Below are 17,666 nucleotides of genomic sequence, written 5' to 3'. Positions count from 1 at the left end.
ATGTGCTCGATTTCGGAACGAACGTGTTCTAGGTCCATTCTTCAATGCTCTCTGGATTTGGCGGTAAGGCCGTCGGCCCGGCAGTTGAGCTGGTCGTAGAGGCGAAGCCGCCTGAACAGAATCTCGATTTCCCGACCTTTCTTCATGGACGCCTCGAAAGAAGCTTACCGTGAACGAAGCACGAACATTTTTCAAGCCGCTAGGAATTGTGGCTGCCCGACGGATGACCCGCTGGTGCAGAACCCACCGAGCTACTGCCGCATCGACTGTTATCCACCGAGCAAGATGAGAGTGTAAGATACTGATATTATGACGATTATCAGAAGATTCCGTGAACGTAGGCATTGAAAGTCAGTCCACGGGTTTGATTTATATTGTGTAGCGTGACACACTACACAGCATGAAAAGGCAGCTGAGCACCACACCTTTGGTTTCTGAACATCCAGGCACTTTCGTCCGCCGGGTATTCATCCCTGCCGACGTAACGGTCAAGGAAGCTGCGGCTCGGATGAAGGTCGGGCGCCCAGCGCTCTCCAATTTCTTGAACGGCAAATCAGCCCTTTCAGCGGAGATGGCTGTTCGACTTGAAAAGACGTTTGGCGCTGATCGAGAGTACTTGGTGGCATTGCAGGCTGCCTACGATCAGCGGTCTTTGCAGGCAGATGCCCGAGCTCTTGCGGTCAGGAGTTATGCGCCGAGCTTGCTGGACATCACCGCGCGGCAGGTTGAGGCATGGGCTCTTAAGAATATTGAAGCGCGGCGGCTTTTGCCTGTGCTCTTGCGCCGCCTTATCCGTTCGACTGGCTCGAATCTCTCACTCCTCGATTTCCCCGCGTATGACAATGCCGAGCGACATGGCTGGGATGGCCAAGTCAAAACCGACACTGTCACTCCCTGGATTCCGGAAGGGGCATCTGGTTGGGAATTCGGCTGCGACCAAGATCCGCGCGCCAAAGCCCAAAAGGACTATATGGCTCGGGTTGCCGGCACGCCCAAGCAGGAACGCGACAACACCACATTTGTATTCGTGACCCCCCTTAACTGGCCGGCCAAGCATGATTGGGTCAAGGAAAGGCAGGCCGAGAAGAAATGGAAGGAAGTCCGCGCTCTCGATGCAAGTGACCTTGAGCAATGGCTGGAGCAATCCGTATCCGCGCAGGGCTGGATTGCCGAGCAAATTGGCGTTGATACGAAGGGCATCGTCTCACTTGATCACTGCTGGAATGCATGGGCCACGGTCACGGAGCCTGAGATTGGTAAGTCCCTATTCGCAGGCTCCGTCAAAGCGTATCGAAGCAAGATCGAAGACCTCCTCACGTCGGTGCCGGACAAGCCGCTTGTCATAACCGCGGACTCCAAGGAAGAGGCGTTGGCTTTTCTTGCTTGCGTGTTTGAGGAAGCTGGCGATCCTGCCGGGGCCGATTACGATCGCGTGGTTGTCCTAGAAACAGTGGAGGCTTTGGCCAATGCGCGGCGTGTTTCGTCCAACTTCATAGCGGTTGTTACGGACCCAAAAGTCGAAGCGGCCCTTGCCGGCCTGCAAAAATCTCAGCCAACGATCATCTTCCGCAGTTACGTCCGCGATGACGAAGAGCCGAAAATTGCGCTTGATTTATTGGATCATGAGACCTTCAAGAGCGCACTCGAAAAACTGGGAATCGATGAAGATCGAATATCCCAGCTTGAGCGCGCATCGGGTAAATCTCCGACAATCCTGCGGCGCCAGCTTTCCACGATCCCGGAGATTAGGGCGCCCAAGTGGGCCAAAGATAAGATTATCGCGCGTAAAGTGATTCCGCTTGGCCTGATAGGCGTTTGGAACGCCGATGTTAGGGCTGATCAGGAGAGAGTATCCTTTCTTGCCGGTGAAAACTATGACGCTATCGAACAGTTGATTTCGACGTTGTCCACCGAAGAGCAAGCGCCCGCCTGGTCGATTGGCCAATGCCGCGGCGTAGCCTCGCGGATAGATGTCCTGTACGCGACCAGTGGCTTGTTTACGCGCAAGGATATTGAGAGCTTTTTCACCGTAGCTCAGCAGGTTCTTTGCGAACACGATCCGGCGTTGGAGCTGTCCCCCGATAAGCGTTGGGCTGCTCAAATTTACGGTAAAGCTCGCGAGCATTCCTCCGTCCTGCGGGACAGTATCTGCGAAACGCTGGTGCTGCTGGCGGTGCACGGCAACAACCTCTTCCAAGCTAAAATGCAATTCGATGTTGAAGCACGCGTTGACAAGTTGATCCGGGACCTACTGACCCCCCTGGATGCCAAGACTTGGGCTTCGCAACAGGATGATCTGCCCCGTTATGCAGAGGCCGCTCCTGCGGTGTTCTTGGATATCCTGCGTCACGACCTCGCGTCTGATAATCCGCAGGTGCTTGAACTGTTGAAGCCGGTGGATAGCGGGTTCATGGGCAATTGTGCACGCTCAGGATTGCTGTGGGCGCTTGAGTTGCTGGCTTGGCACCCCGACCGGCTGTTGGAAGTCGCGTTGATCCTAGCCGCGTTATCGGAGCACAAGATTGACGACAATTGGCAGAACAAGCCGGAAAACAGCCTGCTGGCAATATTTCGCGCCTGGATGCCACAAACCGCCGCGAACCTTGCGCAGCGCACAACAGTGCTGGAAAGAATCGTAAAGAAATACCCCGACGTGGGTTGGCGGCTCTGCTTTGACCAATTCAAAGGGGGATCTCGTGTCGGGCATTATAGCTCCCGCCCTCGTTGGCGGAACGACGCGATAGGTTCAGGACAGCCACTCCGGTATCGCCGCGAAATTTTTCCTTTCATGCGCAAGGCTCTCGATATCGCCCTTGCGTGGCCAAAGCATAACGAAAATACGCTCGGTGACCTGATCGAAGACATGCAGGACTTTGAAAAGAAGGACCAGGATACAATTTGGCAGCTCGTGGTGAACTGGGCTGAATCAACGACAGATGAATTGGCCCGAGCACGCCTACGAGAGCGAGTGCGCAAATTTGCTTTTACAAGACGAGGGCTGAAAATCACGAACGACAAAACGAAGGCCGGCGCCAAAAAGGCCTACAAACTCTTGGAGCCGCGGGACGTCGTAGTGAAACACCAGTGGCTTTTTGCCGAGCATTGGGTGGAAGAGTCCCTCGAAGAAATCGAAAGTGCTGATTACGATTACACCAAGCGAGAGGAACGCATTCGCAAGCAACGGGATGCGGCTCTTGGTGAGATTTGGAAAACTTGTGGGGCGGATGGCATTGTCCGGCTGTGTCTGGGCGGGAATGCAGCTTACGTTGTGGGATCGCAGGCAGCAGATATCGTCGGCATTGAGAATGCTGAAGAGTTCCTTTTCAGGCTGATCTGCGAGGGCCATAGCCAGCCAAAAGTTGAGATTTTAAACTGTGTTGCCGGCTTCCTTGGCAGAATAGCCGACGAACTCCGGGACAATCTTATTGGCCGCCTCCTTGCTCGTTTCGAGCCACTAAAAGGTGATGGGGAGGACCACATTGTTTCGCTGCTAAGGTGTGCACCATTCGAGCAGCGAACGTGGCGGCAGCTGGCGGATCAGCCGAGAAAGCTCATTGAGCGGTATTGGTGTGAAGTTACGCCACAATGGGCCCGCCAGAGTCCTGAGGAGATGAAGAATGCGATTGATCAGCTGGTAAAGTTTAACCGGCCGCGGGCGGCTCTTCGCCTGATTCATATGGATTACAAAGAGATTGATACCCCGCGGCTGGTGCGCCTGCTGAAGGAAGTTGCAACCAACGGGTCGGAGCCTACTGGCCATTACCGGCTACAAGGCTATGAAATATCCGAGATGTTGAAGCTTTTGGATAGTCGAACCGATGTTTCGCGTGACGAACTGGCGCACCTGGAATTTCTCTACCTTGAAGCACTAGACCACGACAGGCATGGGATTCCCAATCTTCAACGTCAGTTGGCAGAATCCCCGTCGCTTTTTATGCAGGCCTTGGGACTTTGCTACAAGCGGCGCGGGCCAGGTGAAGATCCCCCCGAATGGAATGTGGAAGATAAGCCCAGCGTTGCTACGCAAGCGTACCGGTTACTGCATGCAGCCAAGCGCATACCGGGAACAAGGGAAGATGGTTCGATCGATGCCGACAAGCTAATGGCTTGGATCCGAGAGGTGCGCACCCTCTGCAAAGCGCACGGTCGGGAGAGCGTGGGGGACCAGACGATCGGAGATCTTCTAGCTAAGGCGCCTGCTGATGCTGATGGCCTTTGGCCGTGCCAAGCCGTCAGAGAGGCTATTGAAGAGATCGCGGCTCCCGAAATTGCGAGAGGAATGACAATAGGTGTCTACAACTTGCGGGGCGCTCACTGGCGAGGTGAAGGTGGGCAACAAGAGCGAGAGCTTGCGGCGAAATACCGGGGATGGTCGAAGCAGACGGCCTTTGAGTATCCGTTCGTCTCGCGGTTTCTGGAGCAAATAGCAAAGTCCTACGACCGCGATGCCGAAAGGCAAGATATTCAGGCGGACGTGAGCAGGCGCTTATGAGGTCAAGCCATGGAAATATTTGAACTCACCGTAGTAGCGCACGGCCTCCAATCAAGAGGACGGAACCCGTTCTCATGAATTTAAAGCAATATGTCGACAAGGGCCAATCCGCCTATGACGCGTTTGCCAAGACGATACGCGGCATAATGGAAATAGTGCTGGAGACAGAGCCCTCTATCGTTAAGCCTCAGCAAATTCAGACGCGAGCAAAATCAACGAGTTCGCTAGCCCGAAAACTTTCCGAACGTGGCCTCACCAAAAGCCGATCAATTGAAACAAAACTCAAGGATTTAGCGGGCGTCAGATTGATTTTCTATACAAACACTGATGTGGACAGCTTTCTTAACTCGCGCCTGCTCCAAGACAACTTCGACATCGACTACGACGAATCCAAAATCCATGAGCCTGCCGGTATCTCTTCAGAGGCCAACGGCCAATATCGCGCAATCCACTATGTCGTCACTCTGAAGCCTGAGCGTATCGCACTTCCTGAGTATGCGCGCTTTCGAGGCCTTAGGTGTGAAATCCAGATTCAAACAATCCTAAACCATGCTTGGGCCGAAACTGCTCACGACATAACCTACCACCGGCAAGAAACGGCCGGCTTCGGGACCAAACAGCTTGAACAGATTCAGAAGCAAACGACGGCCATTATGGAGAAGTATCTTCTGCCGGCGGGCTATGAGTTTCAGAAAGTACAACATGACTACAGGAGGTTGATGGAAGGGAAAGCCCTCTTCGATCGAGATACCGTTGCAGCCTTGGACTCTTGTGACAACAACAACGACCGATACGACCTACTCAAAAAGATCAGTGAAGACGTTATTCCCCAATATGACGATATCAATGCAGTAGCACAGGATCTTCGGAATGCCGCTGTCAGAGCTTTGAGCGCAGCTCGACAAACCGAGACCAGAGAGATCGAAACGACTTTCGGGGCTTATGAGGGCCATTCAGAAAAGGACGTTGCAGAGGCTGCCATCGATATCATTAGGCACTTAAGGTATACCGACATAGCTGCATCCTTTGATGCGCTGTGCTCGCTTTACCCAGACGCGAAGTCCGATGACGAGCGTAAGCTCATCTTGGATACGGTTGAAGAATTAGCAAAGCATAATGTCACTGTATGGCAGCAAGCTGGCTCCTACGTTCAGGACACTTTGGTAGGCATCATTGCTGGGCAAAGCGCTGCCGTACGTGAGCAGAACAGAACCGTGATACTTTGTGTTTGCCGCAACGTACTGACGTCCGAAATGCGCGGCGTATCTGCTACCACATACGACACCGTGTCGTTCCAGACGGGTGCAGTCACTGCCACCCGAGGCCTCGATGAGACCCGAGCCGAAGCAATTCGGATTGTTTGCGAGTTCTACGATCGGGCAACCACTGAGGCTCAGAAACTTGAATCATACGAGGCTCTGAAGCCTGCCATGGCGCTTCCGAACATGGGCAACTACGGAGATTCCCTCTGGCTACTGGTATTGCGCGACACCAAGGCCATCGTCGATTTTATGACCAACCAGAAAGCAGCCCAGCCGTACGGCCTATTACAGGACTTGGAACGGCAGTGCCTTACGAGCCGCATGCAGCATATTGGCGTTCAGAAGAATCCGCCAAAGGACGCAGCGATTGCAACCTCCTACAAGGAACTGGAATCGACGATAACAGGGTTTCGTAAACTTCTCGGGGCTGACGATACGTATCAGAAATACAAGACATTTGTTGGCTATCATCCCGTTTTTGATGAAAGTTTCAAAGGTGGACACCTTGGGTACAAACGGACGCAAGCTATTCGCGACCATCGGGTAGACACCTACGTGGCGGAGTTAGGCGAAGGCAACGAGAGTCCCTGGCTTGAACTCGTCAAAAGCCTCTCAAAAGAGAGAGATTCGACATACGTCCTTATGCAGTTTCTGACCAAGGTCGGCGGTCAGAAGCCGCAGATTGCGCTGCGCTGGCTGGCAGACACGACGCTTTCTGAACAGCGGCTGATCTTTGCTCTCCTGGATGGACTCTTATCAAGCTCTGACCAGACGGAAGCACGAGCCCTCCTGGATCGCTGGATCGATCAGGGGCAAAATCTGCTAGCGGCTTCATATGCCCTTCGTTCCGATAAACATTTCGACCCAAAGCTTTTTACCCGGTTGGGTGCCAAGATTATCGCCGCTAATGAACCTGTGGCTTTAAATGAATTGGTCTGTTGCTTTCTAACCAAGGGCTCCGCCCTGCTTCCTGTGGAAGCCATCGATTCCTTGCTGTTGCCCGCTATTGAACGATTAGCCGTGGCAAATAACTGTTGGTGGATCGTACAGAGCGGATTCGATGAAAACGCTGAAAAGCTGCTCTCTTCTCTCAATGAAGAGCAAGCCAACGCCATCCTTCGCAACCTCGTCAGGGCGCCCCAGGTTGACGTGCATTTTGAGATGGTCCTGCTTCCAATCGCCAAGACATTTGCAACATCCGTCTTGCAGTTCTTCAAGCAACGAATTGATCATGGCCCTCAAAGTAGTGAGGGTGACCGCTACGAAGCCGTTCCATTCTCCCTAAGCGAGCTTCCCAAGGCCTATGTCGGCAAGGAAGGTACTGCCGCCACGGTCATCAGGGCATGGTACAAAGTTGACGACTACTTATTTCAGTACCACGGCGGGCGCTTGCTTGCGCTGCTTTCTCCAACCTTTTCACCCGATCTCGCCTCGGCGCTCCAACTGTTGGCCTATCGGGATGATGCGGGTATCGATTTCGCCCTCGCGGTGCTGAATAACTTCGAGGGTGAACCACCTACGCACGACACGTTTAAGGTCATCGTGAACTTGCTTCCGAAGGAGGACAAACGTCTCGGGGAAATTGAACAGGCTCTAATGTCCACGGGAGTGGTCCACGGAGAGTTTGGCTTTGTGGAAGCGTACCGCGCAAAGAAAACTGAAATCCAGCCGTGGCTTTCGGATACAAGGCCGCGGGTCAAAGGGTTTGCTGAGCAGTACGTACGAAGCCTGGAGCGCGCGATTGGTGCGGGACACCGTAGAGCTGAACAAGACTTGGAGATGAGAAAACACAGGTTCGAATCTGGAAGCGAGGCTTAGCGCCACATGAGCCAAATATACTCGCTACTAGAGCAAGAAGTGATCATCTTGAAGTCGGTCTGGGATGCAATCGACGATATGGTCAATTACCGTTTCTTTCTAAAGCTGGGCAGGATCGAGGAAGCGGAGCTTCACTTCCAGGACACCGTGCACCAACAACTCTTCAATGTATTGCTGGTTGACCTACTCTCTCAACCTCGCCGGTGGCCCTTCGGATTGCCACATCCACCCGTGGGCTCGCCCAAATCCCAGCAGAACATCCTCTATCATCTAGGTCGCGTCAGCGAAGCTCCGATACTTTGTCCGGATCAAGGACAACTTCTGAAACAGCCACTCGAAGCGTTTCTGATTTGGTTGGAAGCGAATTGCACTGTGGAAGATGTGTGGCTTCCATCAATCCAGCTGAATATCAGCCTAACGCTGGAGAGAATCGCTTTCATCAAAATTTGTGGCAACATCGCCAAGCACGGCTTCACTCGGCTCGATCAAGATGTGAGCAAGATCGTGAAAATCTTGGAAGCGAACGGCAAAATGGTGGATTCCGACCTCGGCTATCTAGTAATCCCTGAATTCCAGGAGTGGTTCCACGACAACGTCTTTGGTTACCACAGTAGCGCAATCGCCGAATTCTTGAACAACATCCGCTGGGGGCTGTACAAGTACCTTCTTCCGGAGTTCAGGCGCTCCTTCACAAGGCGCGACGGGGAAATCCAATATGAGTTCAAGGTCCCCGCGGACTGCGCAACGGAAGTCGGCCGGACGATGTATTGGAACCTAATGAACGCTGTGCGCTCTGAACCATACATGCCCCAGTTCGAAGTTACCCGTTTTCTCAAAATGCGATACTGACGTGAAGAACATCAAATACTTCGCCTACGGCTCGAATAGTTGAAAAATGGACACAAGGGCTTGTGGCGCGGCAGCACAGCTACTCTGCGAGCAACTTAGTCAACGGCACAGAGAGCGCTTCGGCTATTCGCGCCATTACAAGCAAGCTTGGGTTCCGTTTGCCACGTTCAATGCCACCGACGTAGGTCAAGTCGATCTCAGCTTCGAACGCCAACTTCTCCTGAGTAATGCTCCGTTCTTGGCGGATCTTCCGCACGTTCTTGCCTACGATTTTGCGCCAATCCTGCATTGCAGGATCGAGCATGGTGGGGCATATAGTCTCTAGGGATTATAGTCCCTATCAGAGAGATTCCATGATCAAGGCGAAAGAAAACCAGAAGACATTTATCGTGTCGCAAGATGACAAGTTGCGATTGACTCCCTTTGCCAAATGTGGGGAAGCCACTTCCATAGTGGGATATCGAGATGACTCGAGCGGGAAAGTAGTGGCTTCAGTCGAGCTCCCTACGGAACTGATCGAACGTAGCATTCTCGCAAATGTCTCGATTGAGATAACCCTGTCTGGGTCTGGGGAGGTTACGTCCACGGCGAGCAATACCGCGCATGGTTCCTCATCTTCAATTAAGACTGTCTTACTTGACGACCTCGTCGATATGCTCCTGGATCGCGAGAACATCCACTTGGAAGAAACGACAGAAAGCGAATTAAGAATATTTCTCGAGACGCTTCATAAGTCCATCCGTGCTGTAGAGCGCGCGATCGCCACGCTGAACCCCGCCGCCAGCTAGCACCCGGATGCTAGGATGAGGCGATTTCCGCGGCGATTGCTGTCCTCTTAGCCCTTCGGAAATCCGCGTCACCATCCAGAAACGCCTCCAACATGAAGGGCACCAGGTCCGCAACCTCCTCCCGCGCGCCGTACGTTTCCGCATAAAAATCCGCGTAGGAACGAAGCCGCGCCGCAAGTGCAGGCGGAAGCGTGGTCGTGAGTTTTACTGGTGTCCGGTCTGGGAGTTTCGGCAGTCTCATCCACTCACCTTCCCTTGCCGGCTGCTTCTATCTCATATGGATTCATCACCAAATCCTTGGATACGATCACCCGGAGCGGCCAACCTGGCCGCACCGTGATGGTCGGCTGGACATCGAGTTCACGTTCGACAATCCGTTGGCCTGCACGGTTGGTGGTTTGCTGGACGCTCTCGCGCAACGCTTTGACGAGATCGCTTTCATTGTTTCCAATCGATAGCTGAGTTCCCACGCCCAGCAGCGTCGCCATACCAATTCCCTTGAGCAGTTGCCAGGTGTGGATATCGACCTCATCTTCCAGCCCCGCATAGCCCGCCACGTCCGTGGCCGGCAGATTGTCGATCACGATCGAGTTGCCGTTGGGCAGAATGATGCGGGTCCAGACCAGGAGCGCCCTCTTCTGCCCGTAAGCGACAACGCTATCGTATTTTCCGACCAAACGCGTTCCCTGCGGGATCAGGAGAAATTCCCCGGTGACGGTGTCGTAGACGTTCTCGGTCACTTGCGCGATTGTCGCGCCCGGCAAATCAGAATTCAAGCCGGTGATGAGACTGGCCGGAATGATCGTTCCCGCCATGACCGCATAAGGGGATGGCGCCCCTGCAAGGGAATGCGGATTGGTGGTTTCCTTGTCGGGCTTGGCGTTAACGAATGCCAGCTTGCGAGCCTGCGAAGACGGAATGATCTCGCTGGATCGGTCGCTCAACCCCTGAGACGGCTTGCCCGAGAGGTCGGCTGCGGCCGGAGCATCTGATGCCGGGCGAAACGCTGAGGGTTGCGCAGCCGTCGACGAGGGTGAGTCCGGCCGCCGCCGACGATCCTGCTTCTCGGAGAGGCGAACGAGCAGCCCAGATTCCTTGGCTTGCTGGGTAATCCTTGCCTGGCGAATCCGTTCTGCGCGCTCCGCATCCTCTTCCGGATCCGCACGGAACGGCGCATCAGAGGGCTGGACCAACTTCTTTTCATTTTCAGCAAACGCGCGGCCGATGTCGCCTGGCGACGGTGGACCAAGCCGCGGTGGAAGCTGGTCGTACGATTTCGGCAGCTTCGACAGCCCATCGGCGGTCTGTTTCCGGTCGGTATTGTACAGTTCGGACCGCTCCCCCGGCTTGAATGCCCGAGGCGGGGCCAAGGCGATGAGGGTCGCGCCCGCAATAATCAACGCGGCGACGGCGCACCCCAGCATCAGCATGCGCCGGTTGAGACGGCGGATTGGCCGCGGCCGGGCTCGAAGCTCGAGGCGTTCGGGCGGCTCCTTTTCAGCTTCCGTCATCATGAAGCGCCTCCACTGCCCGGGAGCTGAGACACCGGCCGCGCATCGGTTCGAATAATACGGACGGTACGCTGAGGATTCTCGCCAAGCCGCAGCTCCGCCGCGCCGAACATCCGGTCGACGATGTAGTATGAGCCCCGGACCCGGTAATTAACGAGGTTCGGACGGCCATCAGCACCGGCGACGAACAGCGGCGGCGCCTCACCCTGCGACAGACCCGATGGCATCTGGATGAAGACCTTGTGGCCGTCATCGAACGCACGAAGCGGCCGCCATGGCGGATCGTCACCCTCGATCCGGTACCGGAAATTCAGATTGTCCAGCCGCACGCCACGATCGGCGACTCGGGCCTCATTGTCGCGTGCAGCGTCGTTCTGTTTATGCAGGGCCACGAGGCTATCGGTCGGATAGGTCCAGGAAATCGACGCCATGTAGGTTTGTTTGGTGGAAACAAGCTCAAGGTGATAGGCGCGCCGATCCGTCAGCACCACGAGGTTGGTCTGGATATCCGGCAGCGTCGGTTTGATCAGGATATGAACCCGCCTTCCGGCTCCCTGCCCACTGATGGTGTCGCCAATCACCCAGCGGACGGTATCGCCGGTCGAGACATCGATCAGTTCTTCTCCCGGCTGCAGCGCTATGGTCGATACTTTCTCCGGGCTTGCGTACAGCCGAAACAGCGCACCCTCGGTCCACGGATAAACCTGGATGGCATTGATGTAGCCTGCCCTGGTCGGTTCAACGCGCGCTGCTTTGTTGGCCTTGGCGATGGCTTGCTCCGGCGGCAACTTCTCTTCCTTTGGGCCCCTGCCCGGCAGCGGCTTCAGCTGTCCCGGCAGCGGTAACACTTTCGGAATCTCGACGATCTCGACGGCTTTTGGCGGATCGGTTTCCGGCTTGCCCGGGGCGAACACCAGATCGTCATAAGGCGCTTCCAAATTCAGTTTCATCGCACAGGCTCCGAGCAAAAGACAAAGTCCGACTAGGCTCACAGACGCGCGAGATTTGACGACAAATGATTTCATTTCGGGTCTCCGATGAGGTCGCGCGACCAGTTGAGGGAATGCACATAGAGCCCGAGCGGATTCTTTCGCAGCGTCTCCGCGTTTGACGGTGACTTGAGAATGACGCTGACGACGCCGGTGAAGCGCTCGGTCTTGGCCACCGCACCGTTCTCGTAGGTGCTTTCTTTCCACCGGATCTCGAAACTGTCGTTCGAAGCGCGCACCACCGACGTCACCTCGGTGGTCGCCGTCCTGGCGCCGATCTTGGTAAAAGGATCGGCCTCTCGCGCATATTCGTTGAGCGCCTGCGCCCCACGATCCGTGACAAAATCATACGCTTGCAGCCAATTGCTGCGCACGATGACTGGATCGACGGACAATGAACGGACGTTCCCGATGAAACGCGCCAGGAAATGGGCGATCTGCGCGTCGGACGGTTGGTAGGCTTCAATGGCCGGCCCAACCGCACGCACCTCGCCGAGGCGATCGACCTCGACCACATAAGGCACCACAGACGATCGTCCGACGATCAGCAGCACCGTCAAGCCCAGCAAGGCCGAAAGGCTCGTGGCCAGGAGCGCCGCGAGGCGCCAATTGGCCGCCTGTACCCGGGCCGATCCGAGCCGCTCGTCCCAGACCTGCGCGGCCTTCTGGTAAGGTGTAACCGGCTCCGGCGTTTCGCCGTATCGGACGTGGGGGCGATGGAAGGGATGCGACACCATTTCAGTCCTCCCCTAGCTTCGGACCGGAAGAGTGCCCGCCCCGGTCGCCTTCCTTCAGCGAATGGCCAGCGACGTGAACGGCATCTCTGATCCGCTGCTCATGACCACGACCTCCGCTCGCGCCAACTGGACCATTTGCCGACGCACGCGATGAAGGAGCAGCGCCTGGTCCGCTTGCCTGCGAAACCGCACTGCCGGGCGCAGAACTGGAGGCTCCGAGGGAAGCAGCAGCGCTCGCGCCCGACGACCCACCCGCTCGACCCGCAAGGGAAGCTGCGGAACGAACGGCACTGACCGAGCCGCCGGCAGCGGCTCCCAAGCTGCCGGCGGCAAGTGCGGCACCACCAATCGTAACGGCTGCCGCACCCGCAACGGTGCCGGCAGCCGCACCCGCGCCAAGTTGGGGCGCTCCAGACACCAGGCCGGCAGCAATGCCGGGACCAAAGATCCCGAGTCCAAGCAGCGAAATCGCCGCAAGTAACAGACTCATGGCCGATGTGATGTCGATCGGCCGGGTCAGCGTGGTCGCCAACTCGCCGAAGATCGTCGATCCGATCCCGACGATGATCGCCAGCACCATGACCTTGATGCCCGAGGCGACCACGTTGCCGAGCGCCTTCTCGGCCAGGAACGAGGTTTTTCCCCACAGCGCAAACGGCACCAGGATGAAACTCGCCAACGTCGTCAGCTTGAACTCAATCAGGGTGACAAAGAGCTGCACGGATAACACGAAGAAGGCGAGCACGATCAGAATCCAGCACAACAGCAGGATCAGAATGGTCGGCAGATTGGTCAGGACATCGAAGCCGGAGAACTGGCTGGTCTCCTCCAGCAAGGGGTGAGCGGCGGTGAAGCCCGCAGACGCGACAAAGCCCGGCCGCATCAGGTCGGCTGCGGTCAGCGAACCGCCGCCTGCCTTCAGCCCGATAGCGGAAAACGAACTGAACACGATGTCGGCCAGAGACTTGAAGTTGCCGATGATGAAGGCGAACGCGCCGACATAGAGAACCTTCTTGGCCAGTGCCGCGACCACCTGTTCGTCGCCGCGCAGGCTCCACGCGAGCCCGGCGAGGGTAAGATCGATTGCGACCAGCGTCGAACTCAGGAACGACACCTCGCCGCCGAGGATACCAAAACCGGAGTCAATGTAACGGGAGAAGGTTTCCGTGAAACGGTCGATGACGGAAAGATCAGCCATGGTGTGCTCTCACTTTCTGCCGGAATAGGCGCGGCCATCACCGATGAAGCGGGTGAAGCGTTCGCGGGCAGCCTCCGCCGACGCTTGTTGCTCGACCGATCGCAGCGCGTCCGCCCGCGCCTGGGTCGCGACAAGGGCCTGCGCCTGCAGCGACTGCTTCACTTGCAGCGCGATCAGCTCATTGCCTGTCTGTTGGGCCTGCAGGGAGCCGACCGCGCCGGACGAACTCGTCATCAACGTCCGCAACGTCTGGCCGTCCTGGTCGAGCGCTGATGCGATAGTCGCCTGCGTCACCAGGGTTTGTTTGAGCGCCTGATAGGTATTGTCCCAGCGCGCCGTGGCGTCCTGCACCATCCGGTCTGACGAGATGGCCGCCGTATATTGACGCGGGTAGAGACGCTCAAAGTCGCTGTTGGTCTTCTGGACATCGAAAGCGATGCCTTTGGCCTGGGCGATCAGGCCATTGATCTCGTTGATCTTGGAGGTCAGCTCGCCGGCCACCGTAGTGGGTAGCCTCGTCAAGTTCTTGGCGCCGTTAAGGAGCATCTGCGCCTGATTTTCGAGGCTTCTGATCTGATTGTTGATCTGATCAAGCGCACGTGCCGCCGTCAGAATGTTCTGGCTGTAATTTGACGGATCGAACACCACGAGCTGGGCGCCAAGTCGTTTGGATCCGTTTACCGCCATCACGAGTGTGAGCGTGGCGGTGATCGCCGCGTTCGATAGTTTTCGGGAAACGGGCTTGCCAAATAGGGTTCGCAGCATCAGTTGACTCCAGGCCAGGGTTAAGGGGGTTACGCGAGGCGAGCGTGCTCAAAGGTGCGAAGCAGATTGGCAGCCCAGACGAGGTCGCATTCCCTGAGGTAGTGCTCTGCGAATTGTTGCGGGTCGAAACGCGCAAGGACGCTTTCAATCAAGCGCTGATCCTCTGGCGAGGCTGCGGCTGCGAAAGCCAACGCGACTGGACCGAGCCCAAGCTCGAACAGGCGATTCCCGGCCCGGGATTGCAGGTAGTAGTCGCGCTTCGGGAACGCCTCCGCGACAAGGCGGATCTGGGCGTCGTTCAGCCCAAAACGACGATAGATTTCTGTCTGCCCTTGCTCGAGCGCCCGGGGGTTTGGAAGAAAGATCCGCGTTGGGCAGGACTCGGCAATTGCCGGTGCGATGGAGCTGTCAGCGATATCCGCGAGCGATTGGGTCGCAAATATCACCGCCACGTTCTTCTTCCGCAGCGTCTTTAGCCATTCCCGGATGCGGCCAGCAAACAGCGGGTCATCGAGAAATACCCAGGCCTCGTCGAGCACCAGAAGTGTCGGCCGCCCATCGAACCGCGCTTCCAGCGCGTGGAAAAGATAGGTCAGGACCGGGGCCACCAGCCCCGGCAGCGCCATCAATTCCTCCATCTCAAACGTCAACACATCCGCGGTGGAGAGCGCATCGGTATCCGCATCAAGGAACCGGCCGTACGGGCCTTCCAGCGTGTAAGGCGCGAGCGCCTGGCGCAGCGCATCGCGCGCCAACAGCGCCACGAAACCGGTCATGGTGCGTTGTTTAACGGGCGCAGAGCCGAGACTTCTGAGCGCCGACCACAAGGTTTCCTTGACCTCGGGCGTAATTGCCACCCGCTCGTGAGCGAGCACACCGCAGAGCCAATCGAGCGCCCAAAGCCGCGCCCCCTCGTCATCAACGTTGCGCAATGGCTGGAACGAAAGGCCGCCCTTCACGCCAAGCTGGTACCAGGCGCCACCCAAGGCAATCGTCGCCGCCCGCGCCGAGCGGCCTTTGTCGAAATTGATAAGCTGGGCGTTCGGATAACGGCGAAACTGCAGCGCGAGAATTGCGAGCAGAACCGACTTTCCCGCTCCTGTGGGACCGACAACCAAGGTATGGCCGACGTCGCCGACATGAAGCGACAAGCGGAACGGCGTAGCGCCCTTGGTCTTGGCAATCAGAAGCGGCGGCCCGTCCAGTTGCTCGCAACGCGCAGGTCCCGCCCAGACCGCCGAAAGCGGGCACATATGGGCCAGATTGAGTGTATGCACGATTGGCTGGCGGATGTTGGCATAGACCTGCCCCGGCAAGCTTCCCAACCACGCCTCGACCGCATTGACGCTTTCGCGGATCGTGGTGAAGCCACGGGTGTTGATGGCCCGTTCCACCGCACGGATCTTCTCATCGGCCGCGTGAGAATCTTCGTCACAGACCGTCACCGTCGTCGTGACATACCCGAAGGCGACCAGATCATCGCCGAGCTCCTGCAACGCGCTATCCGCATCCAGCGCCTTGTTGTCCGCGTCGGTATCGAGCAGCGCCGCCTGCTCGTTGAACATCACCTCCTTCAAGATCGCGCCGAGCGATTTGCGCTTGGCAAACCACTGCCGGCGGTAGCGCGAGAGAACAGCGTTGGCCTGGGTACGGTCGAGCGGCAGGAATCGGGTCGTCCAACGGTACGCGACACCGAGCCGGTTGAGGTCATCGAGCACACCAGGAAAGGTGACCGACGGAAATCCGAGCACCGTCAGCGTTCGCAAATGGCTGCGGCCGAGTGCGGGCGACAAGCCCGCGGTTAGCGGTTCGTCGCACAGGTATGCGTCAAGATAGGCAGGGATTTCCGGCACGGCGACCTGATGCCGTTTGGTCGAGATGCAGCTGTGCAGATAGGTCAGTGTATCCGTATCGTCGAGGCTGGCGATTTCCGGAAGCACCGAGGAGAGCAGATCGATGGCTCGGTCGGTTTCCTGGACAAATCGCTCAAGATGTTCGCGGTAACCACCACGGTTCGCGCGCAATTCGGCAGCTTGCTGCGGTTCGCTGCCATCATCCTTGACGTCGTTTCCGTTTCGGTCTTCGTGTCCTGGCTGCAAGCCTTCGGCACGCCTCCATCCGAAGGCTCCGGGTCGGCGATGCGAACCGCTGGCGGCTTCACCGGAATTCTCGAAAAACATTCCTTCAAGCCGCGACACGCGCTCGGGCGGCGGCAGATACATCAAGGTAAGGTACGAGATACTTTCGAAATGCTCGCCGCGCGGGCGTGAGGGATCATCCCAGGCCAACGCCTCCGTCGTCCCTTCAAAGGACGCACGTCGCTCCTCGTCGACCAGCCAGGAGACCGCGTCCGGAAACTGCGATCTCGGATAGGCTGACGCAGTCACCCGGGTCGCGTCGAAAAACAATGCCCAGCCAGCGCCGAAACGCTTCAGCACATTGTTGACGCGAGAGGTCACGCTCATCAACTCGGCTTCGGTGGCACTGTCCAGGTCCGGCCCGCGATACCGAATCGTGCGCTGGAAACTGCCGTCCTTGTTCAGGACGATGCCCGGACCGACCAGACAGGCCCAAGGCAACCAGTCCGCAAGTCTCGAGGCGCCAGAACGAAATTCGCGCAGATTCAGCATGCCAACCACCCCTTGTGTTTGGTGTGCCGCACCGCGACCTCTACAAAGGCCGGGTCGCGCTTGGCCAGCCAGACCGCTACGCCGTGACCCACAATCCAGAGGGCGAGACCTACGAGCCAAAGCCGCAGGCCTAGCGCCAGCACGGCCGACAGCGTCCCTATCAAGATCGCGGCGGCGCGCGGCGCGCCGCCGATCAAAATCGGCTCCGTCAGGGAGCGATGAAGTACGAGTTCGAAACCGGCGTGCTGCATCAGATCAGCGCTCCGCCGCCAAACGAGAAGAACGACAGAAAAAAAGAGCTGGCCGCGAATGCGATCGAAAGGCCAAACACGACCTGAACCAACTTTCGGAAGCCACCGGAAGTATCGCCGAACGCCAGCGAAATGCCGGTCACGGTGATGATGAGGACGGCGACGATCTTGGCGACCGGGCCCTGCACGGATTCCAGAATGCGCTGCAGCGGTGCTTCCCACGGCATGCCGGAGCCGGCGGCCCACGCCGAGGAAGTCATGAAGAAAATCATCATCGCGCCCGACGAGATGTCGACAAGCGAGAAGCCCGCGGCATTTCGAAACCTCGGCAGGCAAACGCCGCTACGCAACCGCAGACAAACTCGTGTCATGGTCT

At 57.2% G+C, this 17,666-nt stretch carries 14 protein-coding genes; 4 read left to right on the top strand and 10 right to left on the bottom strand.

What is annotated here, in order from left to right; genetic code table 11:
* Positions 1–400: 400 nt before the first annotated feature.
* The 3 genes from ACSQ84_RS03795 (at position 401) to ACSQ84_RS03785 (ending at position 8,421) form a co-directional block, all read left to right on the top strand.
* Positions 401–4,492, top strand: coding sequence for a HigA family addiction module antitoxin (locus tag ACSQ84_RS03795; protein WP_436210294.1), 4,092 nt, complete (start codon positions 401–403; stop codon positions 4,490–4,492).
* Positions 4,493–4,566: 74 nt separating this feature from the next.
* A complete protein-coding gene (locus ACSQ84_RS03790) occupies positions 4,567–7,572 on the top strand; it encodes a GTP pyrophosphokinase (RefSeq protein ID WP_436210293.1) in 3,006 nt (1,001 codons plus the stop codon).
* Between the two features lie 39 nt (positions 7,573–7,611).
* Positions 7,612–8,421 (top strand): hypothetical protein, encoded by an 810-nt coding sequence (locus tag ACSQ84_RS03785; protein WP_436210292.1) that lies wholly within the window; start codon positions 7,612–7,614, stop codon positions 8,419–8,421.
* 79 nt (positions 8,422–8,500) lie between these two features.
* Here the strand turns inward: ACSQ84_RS03785 and ACSQ84_RS03780 are convergent, their stop codons facing one another.
* Positions 8,501–8,725, bottom strand: coding sequence for a helix-turn-helix domain-containing protein (locus ACSQ84_RS03780; protein ID WP_436210291.1), 225 nt, complete (start codon positions 8,723–8,725; stop codon positions 8,501–8,503).
* A gap of 49 nt (positions 8,726–8,774) precedes the next feature.
* Here ACSQ84_RS03780 and ACSQ84_RS03775 point away from each other — a divergent pair, with 49 nt between their 5' ends.
* Entirely contained in the window at positions 8,775–9,209 is a 435-nt protein-coding gene (locus ACSQ84_RS03775) for a hypothetical protein (protein ID WP_436210290.1), read from the top strand.
* Between the two features lie 10 nt (positions 9,210–9,219).
* Here ACSQ84_RS03775 and ACSQ84_RS03770 read toward each other — a convergent pair whose 3' ends face one another.
* From ACSQ84_RS03770 to ACSQ84_RS03730, 9 genes are read right to left on the bottom strand one after another with little or no spacing between them, the layout of a single operon-like run.
* Positions 9,220–9,450, bottom strand: a complete 231-nt coding sequence (locus ACSQ84_RS03770) for a DUF2274 domain-containing protein (RefSeq protein WP_436210289.1) — start codon at positions 9,448–9,450, stop codon at positions 9,220–9,222.
* A 4-nt stretch (positions 9,451–9,454) separates the two neighbouring features.
* Positions 9,455–10,723 (bottom strand): TrbI/VirB10 family protein, encoded by a 1,269-nt coding sequence (locus ACSQ84_RS03765; RefSeq protein ID WP_436210288.1) that lies wholly within the window; start codon positions 10,721–10,723, stop codon positions 9,455–9,457.
* Positions 10,720–11,745 carry a P-type conjugative transfer protein TrbG gene (trbG, locus tag ACSQ84_RS03760; RefSeq protein ID WP_436210287.1) on the bottom strand — a complete coding sequence of 342 codons (1,026 nt, stop codon included), beginning with the start codon at positions 11,743–11,745 and terminating at the stop codon, positions 10,720–10,722. Before trbG ends, ACSQ84_RS03765 begins: the two co-directional genes overlap by 4 nt.
* Positions 11,742–12,446 (bottom strand): conjugal transfer protein TrbF, encoded by a 705-nt coding sequence (trbF, locus tag ACSQ84_RS03755; RefSeq protein ID WP_436210286.1) that lies wholly within the window; start codon positions 12,444–12,446, stop codon positions 11,742–11,744. The genes trbG and trbF overlap by 4 nt, the downstream gene beginning before the upstream one ends.
* 1 nt (position 12,447) lies before the next feature.
* Positions 12,448–13,644 (bottom strand): P-type conjugative transfer protein TrbL, encoded by a 1,197-nt coding sequence (gene trbL / locus ACSQ84_RS03750; protein WP_436210285.1) that lies wholly within the window; start codon positions 13,642–13,644, stop codon positions 12,448–12,450.
* Positions 13,645–13,653: 9 nt separating this feature from the next.
* Positions 13,654–14,409 carry a P-type conjugative transfer protein TrbJ gene (gene trbJ, locus ACSQ84_RS03745; protein ID WP_436210284.1) on the bottom strand — a complete coding sequence of 252 codons (756 nt, stop codon included), beginning with the start codon at positions 14,407–14,409 and terminating at the stop codon, positions 13,654–13,656.
* Between the two features lie 29 nt (positions 14,410–14,438).
* Positions 14,439–17,039: a conjugal transfer protein TrbE gene (gene trbE, locus ACSQ84_RS03740; protein WP_436210283.1), complete on the bottom strand. Its 2,601-nt coding sequence runs from the start codon at positions 17,037–17,039 to the stop codon at positions 14,439–14,441.
* The gene (locus ACSQ84_RS03735) at positions 17,033–17,290 is read right to left on the bottom strand and encodes a VirB3 family type IV secretion system protein (protein WP_436210282.1); all 258 of its coding nucleotides are present in this window, start codon (positions 17,288–17,290) and stop codon (positions 17,033–17,035) included. Before ACSQ84_RS03735 ends, trbE begins: the two co-directional genes overlap by 7 nt.
* A complete protein-coding gene (locus ACSQ84_RS03730; RefSeq protein WP_436211168.1) occupies positions 17,290–17,565 on the bottom strand; it encodes a TrbC/VirB2 family protein in 276 nt (91 codons plus the stop codon). Before ACSQ84_RS03730 ends, ACSQ84_RS03735 begins: the two co-directional genes overlap by 1 nt.
* Positions 17,566–17,666: the final 101 nt, after the last annotated feature.

Source organism: Bradyrhizobium sp. LjRoot220 (genome assembly GCF_964252915.1).
In the GTDB taxonomy this organism is placed as follows: Bacteria; Pseudomonadota; Alphaproteobacteria; order Rhizobiales; family Xanthobacteraceae; genus Bradyrhizobium.
Note: the sequence above shows the minus strand (reverse complement) of the source record. Positions and strands in the feature narration are given on the sequence as shown.

Bases quoted from the DNA above. Each gene is read 5' to 3' on its own strand.
- ACSQ84_RS03770 (WP_436210289.1), bottom strand. From the start codon at position 9,450: ATGAGACTGCCGAAACTCCCAGACCGGACACCAGTAAAACTCACGACC.
- ACSQ84_RS03730 (WP_436211168.1), bottom strand. From the start codon at position 17,565: ATGATGATTTTCTTCATGACTTCCTCGGCGTGGGCCGCCGGCTCCGGC.
- ACSQ84_RS03790 (WP_436210293.1), top strand. From the start codon at position 4,567: ATGAATTTAAAGCAATATGTCGACAAGGGCCAATCCGCCTATGACGCG.
- ACSQ84_RS03780 (WP_436210291.1), bottom strand. From the start codon at position 8,725: ATGCTCGATCCTGCAATGCAGGATTGGCGCAAAATCGTAGGCAAGAAC.
- ACSQ84_RS03735 (WP_436210282.1), bottom strand. From the start codon at position 17,290: ATGCAGCACGCCGGTTTCGAACTCGTACTTCATCGCTCCCTGACGGAG.
- trbL (WP_436210285.1), bottom strand. From the start codon at position 13,644: ATGGCTGATCTTTCCGTCATCGACCGTTTCACGGAAACCTTCTCCCGT.
- trbF (WP_436210286.1), bottom strand. From the start codon at position 12,446: ATGGTGTCGCATCCCTTCCATCGCCCCCACGTCCGATACGGCGAAACG.
- ACSQ84_RS03765 (WP_436210288.1), bottom strand. From the start codon at position 10,723: ATGATGACGGAAGCTGAAAAGGAGCCGCCCGAACGCCTCGAGCTTCGA.
- trbG (WP_436210287.1), bottom strand. From the start codon at position 11,745: ATGAAATCATTTGTCGTCAAATCTCGCGCGTCTGTGAGCCTAGTCGGA.
- ACSQ84_RS03775 (WP_436210290.1), top strand. From the start codon at position 8,775: ATGATCAAGGCGAAAGAAAACCAGAAGACATTTATCGTGTCGCAAGAT.
- ACSQ84_RS03795 (WP_436210294.1), top strand. From the start codon at position 401: ATGAAAAGGCAGCTGAGCACCACACCTTTGGTTTCTGAACATCCAGGC.
- trbE (WP_436210283.1), bottom strand. From the start codon at position 17,039: ATGCTGAATCTGCGCGAATTTCGTTCTGGCGCCTCGAGACTTGCGGAC.
- trbJ (WP_436210284.1), bottom strand. From the start codon at position 14,409: ATGCTGCGAACCCTATTTGGCAAGCCCGTTTCCCGAAAACTATCGAAC.